The sequence below is a fragment of the Acidobacteriota bacterium genome (assembly GCA_016715115.1).
In the GTDB taxonomy this organism is placed as follows: Bacteria; Acidobacteriota; Blastocatellia; order Pyrinomonadales; family Pyrinomonadaceae; genus JAFDVJ01.
Genome location: JADKBM010000011.1, coordinates 1,339,854 through 1,362,180 on the forward strand (window position 1 = coordinate 1,339,854; position 22,327 = coordinate 1,362,180).

Genomic DNA, 22,327 nt, shown 5'->3' on the forward strand with positions numbered 1-22,327 from the left:
CCGGCCAAGATGGCAACAGCATATTCTTTTATGGAACCAATGAATACTGGCTTAAGAACGGTCTATCGAACAGGTCCGAGAGCAAATGGTTCGGGTTCGGTTCATTACTTCCTTGCGGATGTAGATTTCGGAACATCACGCGTTGGATGGTGTGTCGGGTCGCAGAACGTGCTTTTGACAACGGATAAGGGGTTGACCTGGCGCAATCTTTTCGTGGAAGGGGCAACGCTACCATTTGCAGAACCAAGGCGAGTAGCTGCGTTCGGCGAGAATGGTTGTTGGCTTCTCGGATTATTTCACAGCGGTCTATGCAGGACGTTTGACCAAGGCCAATCGTGGCATTATGTCGATTTTTCAGGACGTGTTGCGCTCGCTGATTTCGACGTTTGCGGCGGTCAGATTGCGGTCATCGGAACAAGGCACCGCGCGAGTCGCGACCAAGTCGCGGTTTTCGTGGGGTCTGAGACCAACTACGGATGGCGGGAGATTACTTTGCCGATCACTGGCGAGCCGCGAAAGATTCGATTTGCGGCGGATTCGTCGTTGGTCATCCTCAGCGAATCTCTTGACTCCGCGGGCAACATCTCAAGCCTTATCCATCGGACGCAAGATTTCGGTAACTCGTGGAATCGCGCGTTTTCGATGGACGGCGAACTGGCGGGGGTCGAAGTCCTGCAAGGCAAAGGACTTCTTCTATTTGGTGAGTCCGGTATCATCAAATCCACTAATGATGACACGAAGATCGTTCATGTTTGGAGGTCAAGAGAAAACGAGTTTGTTAACGCTGTGCAAATCAGACCCTCAGGTGTCGGAATTGGTGTTACTAGTCAAGGGGGCATATTATTGACCAGAGACGACGGAGATTCTTGGCTGAGACTTGGCAACTGCCACGATGAAGACTTAATCGCGGTCCAGTTCTTAACAGAAATAAGTGCGTTGGTTCTTGGTGAGGAAACGATCAATGTTCTAACGTTTCATTAATCTAATCAGAGCATTCCGCCGATTCCGAAAAACCGTCCGTTCACAACACCGCCGAAGGTGGCGATTTCTTTTGCATCCAGCGAACACACGCCGCCGGAACCGGAAGATTGCCGTCCGCTCCGGTGCGCCAATTCTCATGGCAAAGACTATCTTGGCCAATACGCTCGCCTAGAGGCTCGTCTGGTTCCGAATTGCAGACCAAAAAATTACTTCAAATAAGGGCATTATCAAAACAGATCATATTTGTTGTCAATCAGCGTTAATTTTTGACCCCTTTACAGGCGTTAGTTTTTGACCCCCCCTTTAGTCATTGTTGTGGAGTTGGGAAGAGTGGCGGCAATTGCCGCCAATCTTCCGGGTTTTTTCGGCTTGCCCGGATGTTGATCCCGCGAGCGGTGGAGCGCCGGTCAGAGCCGCGCTCGCCCCCGGCAAGACCGCCCCAGGCCGCGAAGGCCTTGTTGCTCGTCAGGAGACCGCTCCCTTGCGTTCGTATCTCCGAGATGACCGAACGGGGTTCGAGCTTCGGTACCCCGCCAGCGCTGCCCCCCGGGCGGCCCGAGAAAGACGATGTTCCGCCCTTGGCCAGAAGGCCCCGTCGCCAGTTCGTCGAGCCCCGGTCACGCCGCCTGAAATCGAATTCGCCAAGCCTCTTGGGTACGGAGCGCGAACTGCAGCTCAGCGACGCGCGGGGGCGGGGTCGTGTCAAGTGACCGCGGCGGTCTGGAGGCCGAGGCGGACGATGCCATATCTTCTAGACCTTCCAGCCGGCGACGGGATACACACGGTCTCGAACAGAACCGCCCTCGGCGGCGCCTCGGTTCCACCCTCGCCGCCATGCGCCGGATCCGCCACGCTTTGCCGGATTTGGCGAGGTGTTGGCAGACCCGGGCTCCCTCACCACCACCTTGGCGCGGCACCAGTCACCCCCTCGAGACGTCCCTCAGCCCACCTTGGGCCCCCGGGGGGTTTCCCTCCCTTCACCGAGCCCGTCGGCACTCCGCCCTTAGAAGTTGTCCCAGAGTCCACCTTTGCCGGTGCCTGGCGCGATCGGTGATTCAGAGGGCCGGGTTCTGGAAGGCGCCCGTGCGGCCGCCGAAGTAGGCGCGCCCCAGCCGGGGGGGGGTGTGGGCGAGTACCGAGCAGCGAGATGCGGCCTTTGTACGACCATCTCCGCCCAGTCGGCCGCGCGTGCGGGGGGTTGCTCCTGCCGACCCTTCACCCGCGCCGGGCTGGCGATCGTCGCAGTCTGCTTTATGAATGCCCCTGCCTTTTCAAGTCTTTGACCTCCATCCATTCCTCCATTCCAACATCCCGATAACCTCCGTTTCACGAAAGTTATCAAAAATGCCGTCCAGGGGGGTCAAAAACAAACGCATGCTAGGGGGTCATTTTCTCACGCATAATGACAATTTGTGATTGTTACGCTGAAAAAGGTGTGAAGTGTCGACGCCGAGAACAGGCAGATCACCGGTACGGGGCCGAATCTTAGTCAGTCGTACGTTTACGATCCAAACGGAAAACGGATCAAATCCGTAAACCACATCACCGGATCGACAACCTTGTCTGTATACGATTCCGACGGCGATCTTGCCGCCGAATATGTCTCTGGCGCTCCCGCCGCGCAGAATCCGACGATCAGCTACCTCACGCAGGACGCTCTCGGTTCTGTTCGGGTCGTGACCGATTCGAACGGAGAACTCCGCGCGCGACGTGATTTTCTGCCGTTTGGTGAAGAAATCCCGGCGGGCGTCGGAGATCGCACTTCGGCGCAGAAATACTGGGTTCCGGGCGACGACGTCCGCAAGAAATTTGCCACCTACCAGCGCGATTCAGAGACGAATCTCGATTACGCGCAGTCGAGATACTACTCGCCGATGCTCGGCCGGTTCACCTCGCCCGACGAATTCAAGGGCGGCCCCGACGAATTGTTCGAATTCGAGGACGACGCGTCCGGCAATCCGACTTTCTACGCAGATATCACGAATCCGCAGAGTCTCAACAAATACCAGTACAGCTACAACAACCCATATCGGTTCAACGATCCCGATGGACATTGTCCTTTTTGTATAGTAGCAGCCGTGATCGCATTCGCGGTCCTGACCGGCCCCGACTACGTGGTTGCTCCGACGGGACGAGAGACTCCCGAAGAGAACCGAGAGTATCGGAATACTTACGGCGGGAATGCGTTGCTTAACTTGATACCCGGTGGTGGTCGCACGGGTGGACTTCTGAGGCGCGGATCTGGAGCCGCGCTACGTCAACAAGCGCGCAACAACGCGTTGCAACCCGTTGCAAAAACGGTAGTGAAGCGCGGCGCAAACAACCCGGTTGTTCGCAGCGCACTTAATAAAGGAAGGAAGGCACATAAGGCCTTTGCCGAAAGGGTCAAGAAAAAGGGCTGGAAATCAGAACCAAGTCTAGTTGATCCGAAAACGAAACGTGTGGTAAAACCGGACGCGGTAACGAAAAACGGTCGACCGATTGAACTAAAACCAAAGACGCCAAATGGAAAGAAAAAAGGCGCAAGACAGTTGCCCGCGCAAGAACGTGCGACTGCAAAGAAAGGCCGGGTTGTCTACTATGATCCAAAACAACAATAACAAATTTGTCTCGAAAAACGACCACTATTCTTTGATGCTACCCGAGGGATGGGTCGTGGATGAAGAAGAGGATTGCACTAGTTTTTTCAATCCTGACGGCAATGGGGCGCTACAGATATCGCAGTACTGCACTGATACTGACGTCACGAGCTCAATTGTGATTAGGGAATTTCTCGCGTCGGTTGGAGCGCAGAATGTCAGTTTGTACACCGAGTCAACGAACCGAGTCGATTTTGCGACGTGTAGTTACGTTGATGACGATGACTACTTCAGGATTTGGGTTGCGACAACCCAAAAATTTGTGACTCTGATTACTTATAATTGCCCAATGGGAAGTCATGGGACCGAGGTGGGCATAGCAAATGAAATTGTCTCATCACTGGAGTTTGTTTAGATGTTTCAGACAGCACCGAATTTCGGACAACTGAATGCCTTCGACCGGTTGATCAACTCGCGACCGGAACCTGTCAGCGTTTACGGTTTCGAGAACCATATGTGTTATTGAAGTAGAGTCTTTGCGCCTGGCGGAGTTAGCCTTCGTTAGGACAGGGAGTTTGAAGTCTACGAGTGGTCGCCGATTCAAAAACAGCGCCGCTATCTCAGAATCAGAAGAACGGTTTCAAGGAACTTGAGGAAAGCGGAGGTGTCGTTGTCGGAAAAGGAAAGGAGGGCTTTAAGGGCGGTACCGATATACAGCCAACCCTCGTTCGTGTGATTCGTCCGCGGAACTAGCTTTAAGAACTATGAACGTTTATCGAAAAGAACTAATTGAAAGACTTGGCGAGAAGTTGGGCGAAAGCGGATTTCGCCTGTTGCGGCTACTTAATTCGTTCATCAAAAAGGGAGAACCGAAGCAGATTTACACTCTGTATTTTACAGATCGGTATGAAGGTTACGAAGTCGACCCGGTGTTTGGTCTGCGATTCGAGGAGGTCGAGAATTTGTTTCATCGAGTATCCGGATTCGAGGAGAAATATAAGAAGGACACCCACACTGTCACGGTCTCCATCGAGAATTTGACGAAGAATCCGGATTTCGGCAATTTGTTCATCAAAAGGAACGGACCGATCGACGAGATGTTCGACATCCTGTATCGCGCCTTCGTCGAATTCGGGTTGCCCTTTTTTGACGCAAACCGGACGCTTTCGGACGTTGACCGCTTAATCAACTCGCGACCGGAACCTATCAGCATTTATGGGTTCGAGGACTATATGTGCTATCGAGGTATCGTCGTTGCCAAACTCGCAGACAACCCGCGCTATGCGGAGCTAGTTGAGATCTATCGAAAGAAAGTAGAGGACTTTTATCGTCCCGGGTTCGAATCACTCGTCGAGATACTCGAAAGCAAAACTTACTGATCTTTCGGTCCGTTTCGCGGCGCACTTTTTCTTCATTTGACCAATGGCACGACGTCGAAACCATTGTTTTTGTTGTTGATAGAACCCCCCATTACTCGGAAACAGTAGAAACACTCTCGACGCGGACGGAGACCTGATGCAGGTACAAAGCAGGAAAGCGAACGACACGCTTCGCAACTATGCCAACGGCTTCACCTACACGGCCGCCGGAGCGGTTTCGGCGATGAGGCTCGGGAACGGCAAATGGGAATCGACGGCGTTCAACTCGAGGCTTCAGCCGACAAGGATCGGCCTCGGCGGATCGGCATCGGACCAGAGCCTTCTCAAACTCGACTACACCTACGGCACTGTCGTGAACGGTCAGCTTGATACGACGAAAAACAACGGCAACATCCAGTCGCAGACGATCACGGTTCCGACCGTTGGAAGCTCAAACGGCTTCACTGCGGTTCAGACTTACAATTACGACTCGCTGAACCGGATCGACGACGCGACGGAAATGGTCACGCCGGCGGGGTCTTCGACGGCAACTCAAAGCTGGAAACAGGATTACACGTTCGACCGCTACGGCAACCGCAACTTCGTCGAGGCGAATACGACGACGATTCCGAGGAACTGCCTCGACAACCAGTCGCCGCCGAATCAAGTCATATGCGATGTGGACCGGAAGATGATGAATCCGAGCGTAAACGCAGCCAACAACCGCCTCAGCGCCTCGGACGGCTACCAATTCGACGCCGCCGGCAACACGACGCGCGACGCCCAGCTCCGGAAATTCACCTATGACGCCGAAAACAAACAAACGAAGGTCGAATCGGTCAACTCGTCCGGCACGGTCACGGGAACGATCGGCGAATACGTCTACGACGGCGGCGGACGCAGGGTCAAAAAGATCGCCTACGCGAACAACCAGCCAACGGAAACAACCGTCTTCATCTACGACGCGTCTTCCCGATTGGTGGCTGAATACTCGACAAACCTGAACCCAAAGCCGCAGGTGGCGTATCTGACCAACGACCACCTCGGCAGCCCCAGAATCAACACCAACGAAAACGGCGCGGTAATTCCCAGACACGACTACCGCCCGTACGGCGAAGAAATCACCGAACGGACGCACGCCGAATACGTCGTCGACACGATCAGGAAGCAGTTCACCTCGTATGAACGTGATGATGAAGTTGATTTAGATTTCGCACAGGCTCGTTACTACTACTCGAAGATCGGACGTTTCACAACTGTTGATCCATTGATGGCTTCGGCAGACATCATTGACCCGCAGACTTTTAATCGTTTCAGCTATAGTGGAAACAGCCCGCTGATTTACACAGACCCAACCGGAGAGCAATACGGAATAAACGATGCCGGCCGAATTGAATGGTTCAATGGTGCATTAGGAAAAGGATTCAGGCCATATGATGCGCTTGTTGCCCAAATTACAGGCACAAATCAACTAGTTGTTCTTAGTGCAACTGGTGGTGTTCCTACACCAGTAGCTAATGCCGGAGAAGCTCTACGACTTCTCATTGGCTCGGGAGCGGCGGCGGCGGCACTTGAAGCATCAGCGATTGCTTTAGGAGTAACGGCGGTGGCGGCGGCAGGTCTGGCAGCAGCTTATGTATGCTATCAAAATCAAGCTTCTTGCGGAGGTAGCGCCGTAAATCAAACAGGAGCACCTGGCATTCCAATGCGGGATTTGATTAATATGCAGAGGTATTTTTATGGAAAAGATGCCGTACCGTCTCCGTTTGACTATTTCGACGCTCAGGGGAACATACAGTCGCAGTATATGATGAATGGAAATACGTCAGAGAGCGATTCTAATTCATCTGCAAACACTCAAGGCGATGCCGCGACGCCTGATCCTGACGATAATAAACCTCAAAGCTCAGTAGAGGACAATACGACAGGCAGTAGCATTCCAAATACCCGAACCAACGTTGCTAAATCTGATTTTGTTAAGAATCTGCAAGCTAACGGTTATTCGACTTCCACAAGTAAGGATGGATTTGTTTTGATTCTTACAAAAGGAAACCGCAGATATGTTGTCCGTGATAAGTCAAATCAGGGTAGTCCGACAGCAGACTTTTATAAGAATGGAAAATTAGTAAGAAAAATCAGAATAACTCCGTAGTTATATTGAATTAAGGTTGATTATGAGTTTTGTGGAAAGAAAAAATCTGTTTCAGAAAAAACAATCGGAAATTGACTCGCTGATAACGAGGCAAAATCAATTACCAGAACAAGTTTTCAACAGTGAAATTTCAGGATATTTGTTTTTTCACTTTGATGAAATCTTCACCGGTGATTTTTTTGAAAGGATGAAATCTTTTCTAAAGGCTAGTAATGAAGAAAAACTGACATTAGCAGTTCTTAAACCTGATCCCGAGAATTATTTCTTCAGAAATTTCGGAAAATATCCCGTAGTTGAGTGTTCCGTGAAAGATACTTCTGATGCTTATTTAGCTGGTATTGAAGAAACGCCTAATGATAGTCCGGCTGATGCGCTCGTTTATAATTCTGACATAGTAATTTTGTATTCGGAGAATTTAAAGTGGGCTATTTATGCGGACAGAAATTTTGAGTTGGGGATAATTGGCTTCAAAGAAGACAGTCTAAAGAATGTGTTTATTTCGATTTTCGGAAGCGATTTTGTTCTTAATGTAAAAGAGGCAATCACTGAAGTCTTGAGTTTAGTATATTCACACCAAGACGATGGAGTTCCGCAAGAAATAGCTAATCAACTTGCTAACAGTTATAGTTAAACTGCTTTGTATTCATCATGAAAACGCGTGATATTCAAACTTTCACTTTTCATCGGACATTTAACTCAACAGAGTGCTTAACGAGAAGCGCAGCGACGACCTTCTTGACCGCGAGTTTGTCATCGTCGAGCAGCTCTGGAACGGGAGCTGGGAGAAGATCGACTCGCGGCTCCAGCCGACGCAGATCGCGCTCGGCAAGGTTCTGAACACGACCGATCTGCTGAAACTCGATTACACCTACGGCGTCCTCGAAAGCGGCACGCTCAATACGGCCAAGAACAACGGCAACATCCAGTCGCAAACGATCACGGTTCCGACGGTCGGTAGCTCAAATGCCTTCACGGCGGTTCAGACTTACAACTACGACTCGCTGAACCGGATCGACGATGCAACCGAGAAGATCGGATCAACCGAGACCTGGAAGCAGGATTACACGTTCGACCGTTACGGCAACCGCAACTTTGTCGAGGCGAACACGACGACGATTCCGAGAAACTGCCAGGACAACCAGTCGCCGCCGAATCCCGCGATATGCGATGAGGACCGGAAGATTATGAACCCGAGCGTAAATGCATCGAACAACCCGCCTGAGCGCCGCGGACGGCTACCAATTCGATGCTGCCGGAAATACGGTGCGTGATCCGCAAAACCGGAAGTTCACATACGACGCCGAAAACAAGCAGACGAAGGTCGAGTCGGTCAACTCATCCGGCACGGTCACCGGAACGCTCGGCGAATACTTCTATGACGGCGACGGACGCAGGGTCAAGAAGATCGCCTGGATCAACGGCCAGTGGGAAACGACCGTTTTCGTTTACGACGCATCATCAAGATTGGTGGCCGAATACTCGACAAATCTAAACCCAGCCCCGCAGGTCGCGTACCTGACCAACGACCACCTCGGCAGCCCGCGCATAAACACCAACGAAAACGGCGCCGTCATTTCAAGACACGACTACCGCCCGTACGGCGAAGAAATCACCGAGCGGACGCATTCACAGTACCTCGGAGACACGATCCGCAAGCAATTCACCGGTTACGAACGCGACAGCGAGACGGATTTGGATTTTGCTCAGGCTAGATACTTTGATTCAAGACTGGGCCGATTCATGGTACCGGATCGTATTAGCAACGATGCAGATTCGCTGGACGGCCAGAGCTGGAACCTATTTGGCTACGTTCGAAACAACCCGATGAAGCTTACCGACCCAACCGGAGAGGAAATCTATGTTATTTTCGATAATGGCAACGGTCGTTTGAGATATGAGAACGGCAAACTCTATGACGGGGAATCGGAGTATACCGGAAACAACGCGACCGCACTCGCGATTCTTAAAGATTTGAACACGCTGTCCGGAATCGGGTTGCTTGGTGTCATTATGCGTGAGAAAATGACCCCCTAGCATGCGTTTGTTTTTGACCCCCCTGGACGGCATTTTTGATAACTTTCGTGAAACGGAGGTTATCGGGAATGCTTGGAATGGAGGAATGGATGGAGGTCAAAGACTTGAAAAGGCAGGGGCATTCGATAAAGCAGATCTGCCGGATGACGGGATATTCGCGGAACACGGTCCGCAAGGTTCTGCGCGAGGGTTCGCCGAAGCGCGCCGCCGAAACGAAACGTGGTTCCAAACTGGACGCGTACAAGGACTATTTGAAGAAGCGGTACGAGAAGACGGGTCTGAGCGCGGTTCGGCTGACGGGCGAGATCCGGGGAATGGGATTCGCGGGATCGTGGGACATCGTGAGGCGGTACTTGCGGGAACTGGACGTCGGGGCGAAGGTGTCGGCGAAGGCGACGGTGAGGTTCGAGACGCCGCCCGGCAAGCAGGCGCAGGCCGACTGGGCGGAGATCGGGTCGTACATTGACGAAAAAGGCCGCCGGAGAAAGATCTACGCGTTCGTGATGGTGCTCGGGTACTCGCGGGCGATGTACGTCGAGTACACGCGGCGGATGCGGATGCCGGAGCTGATCGGATGCCTTGAGAGGGCGTTCGCCTACTTCGGCGGCTGGCCGGAGACGATCCTGTTCGACAACATGGCGCAGGTGCGCCTTCCGTGCGGGAAACTGAACCCGCAGATGGCCGACTTTCTGAATCACTACGGGATCGCGCCGAGGACGCACCGGCCGTACCGGCCGCGAACTAAGGGGAAGGTGGAACGCGCGGTCGGGTATCTGAAGGACAACTTCATCAAGGGGCGGGAGTTTGCCGACCTTGCGGATCTTCAGGCACAGGGCGCGGCGTGGCTGGAAGAGGCGAACGGACGGAAACACGCGACGACCGGAAAGCGGCCCTTCGACCTGCTGCCCGAAGAGGGCCTGACGCCGTACGGGTCGGCGCCGCGATACCGGCCGTCGGTCTGGAAGACGCGGAAGGTGGGCGTCGACGGGTACGTCTCGATCGGGGGCGTGAAGTACTCGGTGCCGCCGGAAGCGGTCGGCCGCAAGGTGGTGGTCGAGCAGGGAGAGCGCCGGGTGACGGTGCGCACGGGCGAGACGGTCATCGCCGAACACCGGCGGTCGCTCAAATCCGGCGAAAGCGTGGCGGATCCGGCGCATGTCGCGGCGATGTGGAAACTGACGGTTGAAACGCAGGAGGCGCCGCCGAAGAGATCGGGACGGGTTCTGTTCGAGACCGTGGCTGTAGCTCCGCTCGTCGCCTACGAGGAGGTGATCGGCTGATGAAGGTCTACGAAGATATGGCATCGTCCGCGCTCGGCGAACTTGATCTCAAGACCGCCGCGGTCAATCTTGACACGATCGCCCAGCGGGCGGCCGCCGAGGACTGGAGTTACACGGAGTTCCTCGGGCGGCTGCTCGAAGGCGAGGTCAGGCACCGGCAGGAGATGCGCGTCGCGCTGAGCCTGCAGTTCGCGCGCTTTCCGTACCCGAAGAGGCTTGGCGAATTCGATTTCAAGGCGCAGCCCGGCGTTGACCGGAGGCTCATTGACGAACTGGCGACGGGGCGCTTTCTGGCCGAAGGGCGGAACATCGTCTTTCTCGGGCCGCCCGGAGTGGGCAAGACGCATCTCGCGATCGGGCTCGGGGTGATGACGGCGGAACTCGGGCACCGCGTCTATTTCACGACCGCCGTCGACATCGCGCGCAAACTCGTGCGGGCGATGCACGAGAACCGGCTCTCGCGCGAGATCAAGAACCTGACGCGCCCGAAACTGCTGATCATCGACGAGGTCGGCTACCTGAAGCTCGAACCTCCCGAGGCGAGCCTGTTGTTTCAGGTCATCTCGGAGAGATACGAACGCAAGGGAGCGGTCATCCTGACGAGCAACAAGGCCTTCGCGGCCTGGGGCGAGGTCTTCGCCGGAGACGCGGTGATGGCGAGCGCGGCTCTCGACCGGCTGCTCCACCGCTCGACGGTGATCAACATCCGGGGCGAAAGCTACCGGCTCAAGGAAAAGCGGGCCGCCGCGGCATGCGGGAGTTGTGGAAGAGTTGGCGGCAATTGCCGCCAACTCTTCCACAACTCCGGACAACAATGACTAAAGGGGGGGTCAAAAACTAACGCCTGTAAAGGGGTCAAAAATTAACGCTGATTGACAGCTTGGAAGTCGTCTAGCCGAAATGGCCGCCAAATCAACGGACCAGTTTCAAAATAATCAGTATTACATAGAAGCCGGTGATTTTGGCGACTCGGATGTAAGCGGAATCTCGCTTGCGACAGGGCCGGACGGCAGAGGGCCGGCTGAGGCAAATCTTGGGTTGCCGTCGGACGCCAGTGTAGTTTACGACATAAGCCTAGATGAGGACGGGGGAAGCAATACCTACGTAACTTTGGCACGTGTGTTGACGGGCGAGGCATTTAACATTGGGCAAGGACGAGGACGGGTGGACGATGGGAGTTCGCAACGAGGGGTACAAGGGGTGGTCAACGACGAGAACAACCCGAGGCTTCGTTCACCGTTCGAAAACGGCGGATTACCCGGATATGGCCATCGGTATAGAGATTCATTGAATGCAGAGAATCTTGCCCGACAGCGGGCGGGGATGCCGTTGCGACCGATTCCTGACCCCGAGGCGGCCGCCGCGCAAGGGCCGGGTCTGGCAATCCCCAAAGTTAGCGGATCAGAGGATTTTAAAGGCGATACGGTGATTGTAAATGCAACTGACAAAAACAAAGTGAAGCGACCGTGACAACGGGCATCATGGGATAGGATAGGAGAAAAGCAATGACAACAACGAAACCGTGTCTCACTGTGGTGCAGTTAGGATGCGTTCTGGTTTTCCTCTTCGGTACGGCAATGGGTTGTTTCGGCCAAAATACTCCAAAACCTTCGAATTGCGTTTTCGAGGAGAGTTTCGGGCTGCTGACAGATTCGACCGGAAACGGAAAACGCTTTATCAAAGACCGTTCGGAGACCGATGTTTACCGAATCTATAACGACGACGGTACGTTGTGGTACGCGATCGCAATACACGAGAATAACCCGCTTTATTTCCGCAAGAACCCGAAATCCGATTTCAAGCCGATTATGCCGGTGATGCCATCGGGGCCATCGTTAAGATTGGTCGGCGAATCCGAGTATTGGTACAAAGTGATTGTCAACGAAGAAACGAAAACGGCAAAGTTCGTCTTGCGTTCAGACCCGTTCTATATGAAGGAGAACTGGGAAACCGCAATTACCATGGGCGGTTCTGTCAGATTCGACTACTCGGTTAATCCGTTGCGGGAACAACCCGATGGAAGGCCGATAAAAGGGGTTCCAGAGGATTTGTTGTATGTCCAGCCGTATGAGATCAAGGGCGAATGGATTTTCGTGAACAGCCGTCCGAGATCCGACAAGCAACGGTTCTCCGGATGGGTTCGTTGGCGCAAAGGAAATGAATTACTGCTGCGATTCTGGATTTCAGACAACTTCAAGTGACGTCCGGAAAGACGTTTTGAGGGATGGCAATTTTCGTGAAGAGCTTGCTATTGAATTGCTTGATGTTTTGACCGCGGAACCGGCGACGTTTTGCGCGGCAATCTGACGAAGGTCACGTCTTACTCCAATGCCCAAAACCAGACCGGCGCGGTTTGGCTTCGTGACCGATCAGGCCGGCGCGATGCGGCGCTCGGTGACCGACGCGCTCGGACACCTCGTCCGGGTCGACGAGCCGAACTCCGCCGGACAACTTGGCGATGTTTCAAATCCCAACCAGCCGACGAACTACGCTTACGACGCGCTCAACAACCTTCTTCAGGTCCAGCAGAACGGAACGACCGCGGAACAGTGCGGAACCTCGGCCGTGCCCTGTTTCCAGACACGGACGTTTAGCTATGACAGCCTGTCGCGCCTGTTGACGGCGCAGAATCCGGAATCGGGGACGATAAGCTACGCCTACGATCCGAACGGAAATTTGACGGAGAAGACGGACGCTCGCGGAGTGATGACGGGCTATTTCTATGACGCTTTGGACCGGGTCACGAACCGCAATTACTCCACGCCGAACGGCACGCCCGGCACCGGCGCGTTGGCAAACTACGCGGCGACGCCGAGCGTCACGTATTTTTACGACGGAGCAAACGTCGCCGGTGGCATCCCCAATTCGAAAGGCAGGCTGACGAAGACCGACAACGGCCTCTCAAAAACCGAATACACCGAGTTCGACATCCTCGGCCGCGTGAAAAAAAGCAGGCAGACGACGGATGGAACGGCGTACAATGAAATGGAGTACAGCTACAACCTTTCCGGCGCGCTCGTCGAAGAGAAATATCCGTCGGGAAGGGTTGTCAGGAACGTGCTCGACAACGACGGAGACTTGTCGATGGTCCAGAGCAAGAGAAACGCGAACAACGGCTACTGGAACTACGCGCATCACTTCACCTACACCGCCGCCGGCGCGGTCGGCTCGATGCAGCTCGGCAACGGGACCTGGGAACAGACCATCTTCAACTCGCGCCTTAAGCCGACCCAGATCGCGCTCGGAAGGGTTCAGAACGCGACCGATCTTCTCAAACTCGATTACACCTACGGCGTGATCGAGAACAATCAGCTCAACACCGCGAAAAACAACGGGAACATTCAGTCGCAGACGATCACGGTTCCCAACCTAACCGGCTCCGACGGCTTCACGGCGGTTCAGACCTACAGCTACGATTCGCTGAACCGGATCGACGATGCGGCGGAGGTGGTCACGCCGGCGGGATCTTCGACGGCTACGCAGAGCTGGAAGCAGGATTACACATTCGATCGCTACGGCAACCGCAACTTCATCGAGGCGAACACGACGACGATACCGAGGAACTGCCTCGACAACCAGTCGCCGCCGAATCCGGCAATATGCGATGAGGACCGCAAAATCTTCAACCCGAGCGTCAACGCATCGAACAACCGGCTCAGTTCAGCAGACGGCTACCAATTCGATGCCGCCGGCAACACCATCCGCGATCCGCAGAACCGCAAATTCACCTACGACGCCGAGAACAAGCAGACAAAAGTCGAAACCGTCGATCAGAACGGCACGGTCACCGGCACTCTCGGCCAATATGTTTACGACGGCGACGGACGCAGGGTCAAAAAGATCGCCTGGATCAACGGCCAGTGGGAAACGACCGTTTTCGTTTACGACGCATCTTCCCGATTGGTGGCTGAATACTCGACAAATCTGAACCCAACCCCGCAGGTGGCGTATCTGACAACCGACCACCTCGGCAGCCCGCGCATAAACACCAACGAAAACGGAGCCGTGATCTCAAGACACGACTACCGCCCGTACGGCGAAGAAATCACCGAACGGACGCATTCACAGTACGCTGCCGACACAATCCGTAAGCAATTCACCGGCTACGAACGCGACGGGGAGACGGATCTGGATTTCGCTCAGGCGAGGTACTACTCGAAACTGCACGGGCGATTTACAAGCGTTGATCCGTCGCGATTGAGCATTGATCCCAAAAATCCGCAAACCTGGCGTCGATACGATTTTACCTTGAACAACCCGCTTAAGTATGTCGATAAGAACGGAAAATGGCCGGAGGGAACCCACAATAAGATAATAGCGACCGCGTTCAATCTCATAGATGCGAAGACGATTTCGCGGATTCAAAAAGGGAGTGCGAAGGTTGATCGGGATGGTTTGGATCTGAAGACATTACGGGAGGCCAACGCTCCGCAGCACGCGATGACCCCGGGCGCGAAGGTTCGAGAACTGGGCACTGTCGAAGAAGCAAAAGAGTCCGCCCGCCGAATGGCAGTGACTTTCGTCGAGACCGAGGTGTCGAGGGCAAGGGCAAGGTTTGATGACGCAAGAAATACGTCAAATGAAGCGAAAAAGCAAGAATTGACACTTGCAGCCTTGGAAGCATTCGGCGGGGCAATGCATCCGGTTATGGATAACAGATCTCCGGCACATTCGGATTTTCAGGTTTACGATCGACGGTCCGAGTCACCGGCAACCATGGCGTACCATGCCTCGCAGGAACTTCGTGAGCCGACCGACGAGGAGATGAATCTAATGGTCGATGAAATACGCGTACGATATCGGACCACATTCGGTGAGGAAGCATACAATCAGGCGGTATCCGAGGAGCAGCGAAAACTCACTGAAAAACGAATCGCCGAACGGGGTCTTCCAGGAGAGTTAAGATGAAGACTCGGGAATTTCTGCTGATCGCCTGTGTTTTGATAATGCTTGTCGTCCCATATCCGAGCCTCGTTTGTCCTGAATGGACTGTCAGGGTCGTGAATGAAAACGGCGAACCGTTGCAGGGGAGGCTAGTTGACCAAAAATGCAGGGACTACACCCTCGACATCGACGTGTGTATGGTGCCCGACTCGCGCCAATACACGGACCGCGACGGCGTGGTTCGGTTTCCGATGAGAATTATTTGGGCCGGCATGATATCGCGTATTCTGCGGTCTGCCTATCGTATCGCGACGTGGCCGGGACATCAGACCTTGGGGGCGCATGTTTACCTTTTGACGTCCGGACCACACTACCCAGAGCTCCGCTACGATCCCTGGCGGCCACTGCCCGATACTTTGGTCGTGGTCGAGGGCCGGTGACGCCACAACATGGCCCAAGATCGGCTTCAAGGAACAACCTGAAGCTCGGCAACGGCTCTTGGGAAACGATGGAATACCAACCCCTGCGGGCGCAGCTGACGAAGATCGCCGTTGGCGGCTCGGTCGGCGACGCGAGCCTGTTCAAACTCGAGTTTGACTATTCGACCGTCTCGGGGCAGACGAGCGACAACAACGGCGCGCTCCGTAAACAGAAGATCACATTGCCTGGAACCGCTCCGATCGAGCAGAACTACACCTACGATCAGATAACGGACATGTGATCTATGTTTTCCGGCGACCGAGGTGATTTTCCGTAGCTTTTAATTCCAAAAGTGGGATTTGTTCGATATCCATGGTTATGCGTTGCGGCTTAATTGAATCGATCGGCTTGGAGTTGGATCCCGCGGCGTTTATCTCGAGGGCACTTAGGACAATCTCAACCGCCTGAAATCGCGGAACTATTCGGACGACACGCCGGACGTCACCTTCTGGTACGACGGAACCGGACTCGGTTCGGTTCCCGCATACTCGAAGGGCAAGACGACGCGCGTCGCGAGTTCCGTTTCCGAAACTCGGTATACGAGCTTCAACCTGTTCGGACAGCTCGTCACGAGCGAGCAACGGACGCCGTTCGGGTCGGAGTCGGCGGAGAATGCCGATCCCAAGGTCTCGACCTATGAGTACGATCCGTTCGGACGCCTTTTGTCGCAAACCTATCCGTCGGGCAGAAAGGTCGAGTTCGACTACAACCGCGACGGCGACATCTCAAGCATCTGGGGAACGACCGCCGCGGGGCAGAACCGGCTCTATCTCAACGGGATAACCTACAATGCAGCCGGCCAGATGACCCGCCTTAGGCTCGGGAACGGCAAGTGGGAATCGACCGAGTACAACGACCGGTTGCAGGTCACGGAGATCGGGCTCGGCAACTCCGCCGGGGATCAGTCAACGCTCAGACTCGAATACGGCTACGGCGACGAAACCCAGAACAACGGATCGCTTCGAAGCCAGAAGATCACCTTCGCCGGTCTCACGACCGCTTATGATCAGACCTATATTTACGACGACCTCAATCGTCTGAAATCGGCCGAAGAGAAGATCGGAACGACCACGAACTGGAAACAGACGTTCAACTATGACCGGTTCGGGAACAGAACGTTCGACGCCGCCAACACGACGACGATCTCGGCCTCGAACACGGTCACGAATCCTTCGGCGAGCACTTCGACCAACAGGCTGAACGGCCATACTTACGATCCCGCCGGAAACCTCACCGTCGATGCCGAGAACAGGCGTTTCGTCTACGACGCCGAAAACCATCAGACAAAGCTTTTCGGACCGACGAACAACTCGGAAACGCCCGACGCCATCTATCAATATGACGGCGAGGGACGCAGGGTCAGGAAAATTTCCTCGACCGAGACGACCATTTTCGTTTACGATGGAAGCAGTCAACTTGTGGCGGAATACACGGCCCTGACGGGCGACGATCCGGCCCCGGCGCCGCAGGTAAGTTATTTGACACAGGATCATCTGGGAAGTCCGCGCGTCGTGACAAACCAGAACGGCGCGGTCATCAAACGAACCGACTGGATGGCGTTCGGCGAGGAAGTCGAATTCAACAAACGAACCACCGGCCTCGGTTACGACGAAGTCCCCGAGACGCGGAAAGGCTATACCGGGTATGAGAAGGACGACGAATCGGGCCTCGATTTCGCACAGGCGAGATACTACAACCCGAAACACGGCCGCTACACCTCGGTCGATCCGTTGACAGCCTCGGCCAACGTCAAGAACCCGCAGACGTTCAACCGCTATTCTTACGTCCTCAATTCGCCGTACAAGTTCACCGATCCGCTGGGGTTGATACCCGGATTTGTCAACAACTCCGGCGGAAGCTATTGTTCGGCTGCCGCCTCGAATTGCGATTTCGGCGGACACCTCGATGGTTCGTGGTTCGACGAATCGGCGCCAACTCCAGAGAGCGAAGGATTTAATGAGACACACACTGGTATTTTTCATTACGATAGACAATCGACGGAGGATATCTTGGGAAGTGCGGTCACTATCGATGGGAGAACTGCCTATATAGAAATCGTTTGGAATGCTGCTTTTGGCTACTTCAAAATTGGCGACGTAAGCATTGAAGCATCACAGCGACGCGGCCCAGTTGAGTATAAGATCGTTGACGAAAATGGTAAAGAGATCAAAGCAGCGTCCAAAGATGACAAGAAGCTTGTGAAGGGTCAGATTTCTGATCTAAAGGAACGGGTTAAGAAAGCTGGCAAGGCAGCCAATCTCGATAACCGATCAAATTGTCATGGAAATACCTTTGCTAATGGGGAAGTATGGATTGCCCCGGAGGCGATTAGTGGAAAAAATGCCGAAAAACTCGTCCAGCTTGGGTTCCGAGAGCTTGACGCTAATGAGACTCCTGCAGAACGAGATATTGGACTCTATGAAAAGAACGGTGCATTCGTACACAGCGTTCGGTATCAGGATGAAACCACTGTACGAACGAAGAATGGGCTGAATCCGTTAGACTCAAATGCAAAGGCGGGTGTCGGTTCGGGGACAGCTTGGCAGTCAAGCGCCACGCTCACAGTTTGGACAAAGAGAGCTAGACAAAAAAAATAGAGAAAGGAGAGGTATGTACATATTAAGTCGTCTCATGATATTGCTTTTACCGGCAATCATCGTTTTTCTTTCGGCAACCTCCGTTCGGAGTCAGGATTGCGATTATTGGTTCCAATGGGCAGGCGTGGATAACGTGAGGCCCACGAACGCGGCGCCGAACAGGAATGACCCGGCTGTCGTCATGAGCGGAATTCGTTGCCTTCTGACACTTGAAGGCGACAAGTCGATTGGTCCATTCATGGGAGCCACACATTTTGGGGTTTCAGCACAACTTCCCGAGACTACCGTCGAAATCTGCGCCCTTTACAGGATCTCGCATCTTTTCACTGGAACGTATAAGCACGCGGATGGCGTCGCATTAGTTTATACCGATGGTCGCCCGGAGAAGAACACGGACGCTCAAGCCAAAGAAGCCTTCGTGAGTTATCGGAAATGGTTTCAAAAAGTTGAAGAGATCGGTATCGAAAAGGCCCGCGAATTGAAGTTGGATCCACTCAAGGGAAGCGGATTAAGTTGGTACTAAGTGCCTTGAGTATCGTGGCCGTTTTGCGATTTTGGATTTGCGATTTTGGATTGGTCGTCCGTTGATTGCGCCCTGAAAAAATCACCGTTCTTTGAAATACGCCCGAGGTCGCCCTCGGCTACGACGAAGTTCCAGAGACGCGGAAAGGCTAAACCGGCTACGAAAAGGACGAAGAATCGGGCCACAACGCACGCCCAGGCGAGATACTACAACCCGAAACACGGCCGCTTCACGTCGGTCGATCCGCTGACAGCCTCGGCAAACGTCAAGAACCCGCAGACGTTCAACCGCTATTCTTACGTCCTGAATTCGCCGTACAAGTTTACCGATCCGCTGGGGTTGATACCCGGATTTGTCAACAACTCCGGCGGAAGCTATTGTTCGGCTGCCGCCTCGAATTGCGATTTCGGCGGACACCTCGATGGTTCGTGGTTCGACGACTCAGCGCCGACTCAGGATAGTGCCGGCAGTTCAGCGAGCGAGCCGCAAACGGGCATCGAGTCAGCTGGTTCCGGCGAAATGCAGTCGCAGGTTCCGCCACCACCACCACCTCCTCCGCCAATGTCACCTGATCAGGAGAAGGCGATCGCTAAATTGGATGAACTCATTGCTGCGGAGAAAAGCTCATTTTTTGGTTTCAGTTCAATCACCGATTTGGGTGAAGCGCTGACTGCGGCAAAAGCGGAAATCCTGAACCGGATCGAAGCTGGGCATAACAATGATGTTGGGCTAAACATAGCAATTCAGGCGATAAATCACATCGGGGATACTGACTACAGAGACGAGACCTCCCTGAATGCAACCGGGGGGCCCTACTCCGGAAACAAATGTAATCTTTTTGTTGGAATAACCATCAACAATGCAACGAGTGGAGCGGCGGTCTTGGGCAAAACCGGCTATCCATTGGTTGGCGGCAAGTATCCGGCGGCCAACTGGTTAGGGGATAGCAGAGATGTCCAGAGACTGCGAAACATACCAGTCGTCACAGACGGGTCGCTTAGAATGGGCGACATTGTGGCGTACCGAAGCAATAATCCGCCTGAAAGCGGTCATTCAGCAATCTACATCGGCGGTGGAATAGTCGTTTACGCGGGTGGCGGAGTTGACGGTACTCCGATTGCCCAGACGCTGTCCTTTCTTGATTCGGCAATGTCGAGAGGGCATGAGCCGCGAACTGTCCGGCGTTACGCAGGAAAACCGTGAGGTGAAACATGACATTCAAAACTGTTATAACCGTGACAATTATGCTCGCGTGCTTGGCGCTGTCAATGATCGGTTGCGATCAGTGCACCGTTGTGACCACAACCGATTCGAACAATTCACCAGATCGGGTGGCCGCGTCGCCTTCTCCGGATCGAGACGATCCTAACAAATGTCCGGCTGAATATTACGGCGAGCGGTATGAGGACGATCCGGGCTATACGCCGAAATATCTTCGTTGTACGGATCTTCACGAAAAGCTCGATAACGCGATTATTGACGGCGATCTTGATCGGATCAAGTATCTGTTAAGTTCGGGCGCAAACGTCAACGGCTGGTATTCGCACCGTTTTCCGCCGTTGTATACAGCGGCGATGCGTGGACATAAAGAGATCGCCGAGTTCTTGATCGAGAATGGTGCGCGGTTGGACAAGGGAGACAGTTGGGGAAAGACTCCATTGATGGCGGCCGTCTTTTACAACCATTCCGAAGTAGTGAAGTTGCTGATCGAGAAAGGCGCCGATGTCTGCATATCGTCCAATGGCGGAACTGGAGAAATAAGAGCCGCTCTCGATGTCGCGGTTGATAAGGGGTATAGGGATATTGAGACCTTACTGATCAACGCGGGGGCGACGAATTGCCAGAAGTGAAGGATTAAGACTGCATTCTACGACGATTTCAACCGTTTGAAATCGGCCGAAGAAAAGATCGGGACCTCGACCAACTGGAAGCAGACGTTCGACTATGACCGGTTCGGGAACAGAACGTTCGACGCCGCCAACACGACGACGATTTCGGTTTCAAACACGGTCACCAATCCTTCGGCGAGCACTTCGACTAACCGGCTCAACGGCCATACTTACGATCCCGCCGGAAACCTCACCGTCGATGCCGAGAACCGGCGGTTCGTCTACGACGCCGAAAACCATCAGACAAAGCTTTTCGGACCGGCGAACAACTCGGAAACGCCCGACGCCATCTATCAATACGACGGCGAGGGACGCAGGGTCAGGAAGATTTCATCGACCGAGACGACCGTGTTCGTTTATGATGGAAGCGGGCAACTTGTGGCGGAATACACCGCGTGGGCAACTGCCGATCCGGCCCCGGCGGCGCAGGTAAGTTATTTGACAGCAGATCATCTGGGCAGCCCGCGGGTGGTGACAAACCAGAACGGCGAGGTGATCAGACGAACCGACTGGATGGCATTCGGCGAAGAGGTCGAGTTCAACAAACGCACCTCGGGCCTCGGCTACGACGAGGTTCCCGAGACTCGGAAAGGCTATACGGGTTATGAGAAGGACGAAGAATCGGGCCTCGATTTCGCCCAGGCGAGATACTACAACCCGAAACACGGCCGCTTCACCTCGGTCGACCCGCTGACGGCCTCGGCCAACGTCAAGAACCCGCAGACGTTCAACCGCTATTCTTACGTCCTCAATTCGCCGTACAAGTTCACCGATCCGCTTGGATTGATACCCGGATTTGTCAACAATTCCGGCGGAAGCTATTGTTCGGCGGCCGCCTCGAATTGCGATTTCGGCGGACACCTCGATGGTTCGTGGTTCGACGAGTCAGCGCCGACTCCAGACAGCCAGGGGGTCGAGGGATTTAATGAGACACACACTGGTATTTTTCGTTACGTTAGTCAATCGACGGAGAAAATGCTCGGAAAGGCGGTCATTATCGATGGGAGAACTGCCTTTATTGAAATCAATTGGAATGCTGCTTATGGCTACTACAAAATTGGCGACGTAGAAATTGACGCATCACAGCGTCGCGGCCCAGTTGAGTATAAGATCGTTGACAGCGAGGGTAATGAGATCAAAGCAGCGTCCAAAGATGATAAGAAGCTTGTGAAGGGTCAGATTTCTGATCTAAAGGAACGGGTTAAGAAAGCTGGCAAGGCAGCCAATCTCGATAACCGATCAAATTGTCATGGAAATACCTTTGCTAATGGGGAAGTATGGATTGCCCCGGAGGCGATTAGTGGAAAGAATGCCGATAAGCTCGTCCAGCTTGGGTTCCGTGAGCTTGAATCCAATGAGACTCCTCGCGAAGGTGATATTGGACTCTATGAAAAGAACGGTGCATACGAACACAGCGTGCGGTATCAGAATGAAACCACTGTACAATCGAAGAATGGGCTGAATCCGTTAAACTCAAATGCAAAGGCGGGTGTCGGGCCCGGAACAGCTTGGGAATCAAGTGCTACGCTAGCCGTTTGGACAAAGAGATCTAGACAAAAAAAATAGAGAA

At 53.9% G+C, this 22,327-nt stretch carries 20 protein-coding genes; 19 read left to right on the forward strand and 1 reads right to left on the reverse strand.

The window, feature by feature from the left end; translation table 11 throughout:
• The first annotated feature begins 9 nt into the window (after positions 1-9).
• From IPN69_14515 to IPN69_14580, 14 genes are all read left to right on the forward strand, one after another.
• Complete coding sequence (locus IPN69_14515; protein ID MBK8811926.1) at positions 10-981, forward strand: hypothetical protein; 972 nt, start codon at positions 10-12, stop codon at positions 979-981.
• A gap of 1,559 nt (positions 982-2,540) precedes the next feature.
• The gene (locus IPN69_14520) at positions 2,541-3,581 is read left to right on the forward strand and encodes a hypothetical protein (GenBank protein ID MBK8811927.1); all 1,041 of its coding nucleotides are present in this window, start codon (positions 2,541-2,543) and stop codon (positions 3,579-3,581) included.
• On the forward strand, positions 3,562-3,975 hold the full coding sequence (locus tag IPN69_14525) for a DUF3805 domain-containing protein (GenBank protein ID MBK8811928.1): 414 nt from the start codon (positions 3,562-3,564) through the stop codon (positions 3,973-3,975). The genes IPN69_14520 and IPN69_14525 overlap by 20 nt, the downstream gene beginning before the upstream one ends.
• 349 nt (positions 3,976-4,324) lie before the next feature.
• Entirely contained in the window at positions 4,325-4,939 is a 615-nt protein-coding gene (locus IPN69_14530; protein MBK8811929.1) for a hypothetical protein, read from the forward strand.
• A gap of 223 nt (positions 4,940-5,162) precedes the next feature.
• Positions 5,163-7,070, forward strand: coding sequence for a hypothetical protein (locus tag IPN69_14535; protein ID MBK8811930.1), 1,908 nt, complete (start codon positions 5,163-5,165; stop codon positions 7,068-7,070).
• A 22-nt stretch (positions 7,071-7,092) separates the two neighbouring features.
• A complete protein-coding gene (locus IPN69_14540) occupies positions 7,093-7,701 on the forward strand; it encodes a hypothetical protein (GenBank protein MBK8811931.1) in 609 nt (202 codons plus the stop codon).
• A 73-nt stretch (positions 7,702-7,774) separates the two neighbouring features.
• Positions 7,775-8,341 (forward strand): hypothetical protein, encoded by a 567-nt coding sequence (locus tag IPN69_14545; GenBank protein MBK8811932.1) that lies wholly within the window; start codon positions 7,775-7,777, stop codon positions 8,339-8,341.
• On the forward strand, positions 8,271-9,104 hold the full coding sequence (locus tag IPN69_14550) for a hypothetical protein (protein MBK8811933.1): 834 nt from the start codon (positions 8,271-8,273) through the stop codon (positions 9,102-9,104). Before IPN69_14545 ends, IPN69_14550 begins: the two co-directional genes overlap by 71 nt.
• A 68-nt stretch (positions 9,105-9,172) precedes the next feature.
• Positions 9,173-10,384 (forward strand): IS21 family transposase, encoded by a 1,212-nt coding sequence (locus IPN69_14555; GenBank protein MBK8811934.1) that lies wholly within the window; start codon positions 9,173-9,175, stop codon positions 10,382-10,384.
• On the forward strand, positions 10,384-11,202 hold the full coding sequence (locus tag IPN69_14560) for an ATP-binding protein (GenBank protein MBK8811935.1): 819 nt from the start codon (positions 10,384-10,386) through the stop codon (positions 11,200-11,202). The genes IPN69_14555 and IPN69_14560 overlap by 1 nt, the downstream gene beginning before the upstream one ends.
• Positions 11,203-11,284: 82 nt before the next feature.
• On the forward strand, positions 11,285-11,854 hold the full coding sequence (locus IPN69_14565; protein ID MBK8811936.1) for a hypothetical protein: 570 nt from the start codon (positions 11,285-11,287) through the stop codon (positions 11,852-11,854).
• A gap of 35 nt (positions 11,855-11,889) precedes the next feature.
• Positions 11,890-12,585 (forward strand): hypothetical protein, encoded by a 696-nt coding sequence (locus IPN69_14570; protein MBK8811937.1) that lies wholly within the window; start codon positions 11,890-11,892, stop codon positions 12,583-12,585.
• 127 nt (positions 12,586-12,712) lie between these two features.
• Entirely contained in the window at positions 12,713-15,292 is a 2,580-nt protein-coding gene (locus tag IPN69_14575) for an RHS repeat protein (GenBank protein MBK8811938.1), read from the forward strand.
• A 484-nt stretch (positions 15,293-15,776) separates the two neighbouring features.
• Positions 15,777-15,989 (forward strand): hypothetical protein, encoded by a 213-nt coding sequence (locus tag IPN69_14580; GenBank protein MBK8811939.1) that lies wholly within the window; start codon positions 15,777-15,779, stop codon positions 15,987-15,989.
• A 177-nt stretch (positions 15,990-16,166) separates the two neighbouring features.
• Here the strand turns inward: IPN69_14580 and IPN69_14585 are convergent, their stop codons facing one another.
• Entirely contained in the window at positions 16,167-16,373 is a 207-nt protein-coding gene (locus IPN69_14585; GenBank protein ID MBK8811940.1) for a hypothetical protein, read from the reverse strand.
• A gap of 37 nt (positions 16,374-16,410) precedes the next feature.
• Here IPN69_14585 and IPN69_14590 point away from each other — a divergent pair, with 37 nt between their 5' ends.
• The 5 genes from IPN69_14590 to IPN69_14610 are packed head-to-tail and all read left to right on the forward strand — an operon-like array spanning position 16,411 to position 22,323.
• Positions 16,411-18,345 carry an RHS repeat-associated core domain-containing protein gene (locus IPN69_14590; protein MBK8811941.1) on the forward strand — a complete coding sequence of 645 codons (1,935 nt, stop codon included), beginning with the start codon at positions 16,411-16,413 and terminating at the stop codon, positions 18,343-18,345.
• Between the two features lie 13 nt (positions 18,346-18,358).
• Positions 18,359-18,868 carry a hypothetical protein gene (locus IPN69_14595; GenBank protein ID MBK8811942.1) on the forward strand — a complete coding sequence of 170 codons (510 nt, stop codon included), beginning with the start codon at positions 18,359-18,361 and terminating at the stop codon, positions 18,866-18,868.
• Between the two features lie 42 nt (positions 18,869-18,910).
• On the forward strand, positions 18,911-20,071 hold the full coding sequence (locus tag IPN69_14600; protein ID MBK8811943.1) for a hypothetical protein: 1,161 nt from the start codon (positions 18,911-18,913) through the stop codon (positions 20,069-20,071).
• 8 nt (positions 20,072-20,079) lie between these two features.
• Positions 20,080-20,718, forward strand: coding sequence for an ankyrin repeat domain-containing protein (locus tag IPN69_14605; protein ID MBK8811944.1), 639 nt, complete (start codon positions 20,080-20,082; stop codon positions 20,716-20,718).
• Between the two features lie 36 nt (positions 20,719-20,754).
• Positions 20,755-22,323 (forward strand): RHS repeat-associated core domain-containing protein, encoded by a 1,569-nt coding sequence (locus tag IPN69_14610; GenBank protein ID MBK8811945.1) that lies wholly within the window; start codon positions 20,755-20,757, stop codon positions 22,321-22,323.
• Positions 22,324-22,327 lie beyond the last annotated feature (4 nt).

Bases quoted from the DNA above. Each gene is read 5' to 3' on its own strand.
- IPN69_14540 (MBK8811931.1), top strand. From the start codon at position 7,093: ATGAGTTTTGTGGAAAGAAAAAATCTGTTTCAGAAAAAACAATCGGAA.
- IPN69_14560 (MBK8811935.1), top strand. From the start codon at position 10,384: ATGAAGGTCTACGAAGATATGGCATCGTCCGCGCTCGGCGAACTTGAT.
- IPN69_14535 (MBK8811930.1), top strand. From the start codon at position 5,163: ATGAGGCTCGGGAACGGCAAATGGGAATCGACGGCGTTCAACTCGAGG.
- IPN69_14570 (MBK8811937.1), top strand. From the start codon at position 11,890: ATGACAACAACGAAACCGTGTCTCACTGTGGTGCAGTTAGGATGCGTT.
- IPN69_14605 (MBK8811944.1), top strand. From the start codon at position 20,080: ATGACATTCAAAACTGTTATAACCGTGACAATTATGCTCGCGTGCTTG.
- IPN69_14550 (MBK8811933.1), top strand. From the start codon at position 8,271: ATGCATCGAACAACCCGCCTGAGCGCCGCGGACGGCTACCAATTCGAT.
- IPN69_14565 (MBK8811936.1), top strand. From the start codon at position 11,285: ATGGCCGCCAAATCAACGGACCAGTTTCAAAATAATCAGTATTACATA.
- IPN69_14575 (MBK8811938.1), top strand. From the start codon at position 12,713: ATGCCCAAAACCAGACCGGCGCGGTTTGGCTTCGTGACCGATCAGGCC.
- IPN69_14580 (MBK8811939.1), top strand. From the start codon at position 15,777: ATGGAATACCAACCCCTGCGGGCGCAGCTGACGAAGATCGCCGTTGGC.
- IPN69_14525 (MBK8811928.1), top strand. From the start codon at position 3,562: ATGATCCAAAACAACAATAACAAATTTGTCTCGAAAAACGACCACTAT.
- IPN69_14515 (MBK8811926.1), top strand. From the start codon at position 10: ATGGCAACAGCATATTCTTTTATGGAACCAATGAATACTGGCTTAAGA.
- IPN69_14595 (MBK8811942.1), top strand. From the start codon at position 18,359: ATGTACATATTAAGTCGTCTCATGATATTGCTTTTACCGGCAATCATC.
- IPN69_14555 (MBK8811934.1), top strand. From the start codon at position 9,173: ATGCTTGGAATGGAGGAATGGATGGAGGTCAAAGACTTGAAAAGGCAG.
- IPN69_14530 (MBK8811929.1), top strand. From the start codon at position 4,325: ATGAACGTTTATCGAAAAGAACTAATTGAAAGACTTGGCGAGAAGTTG.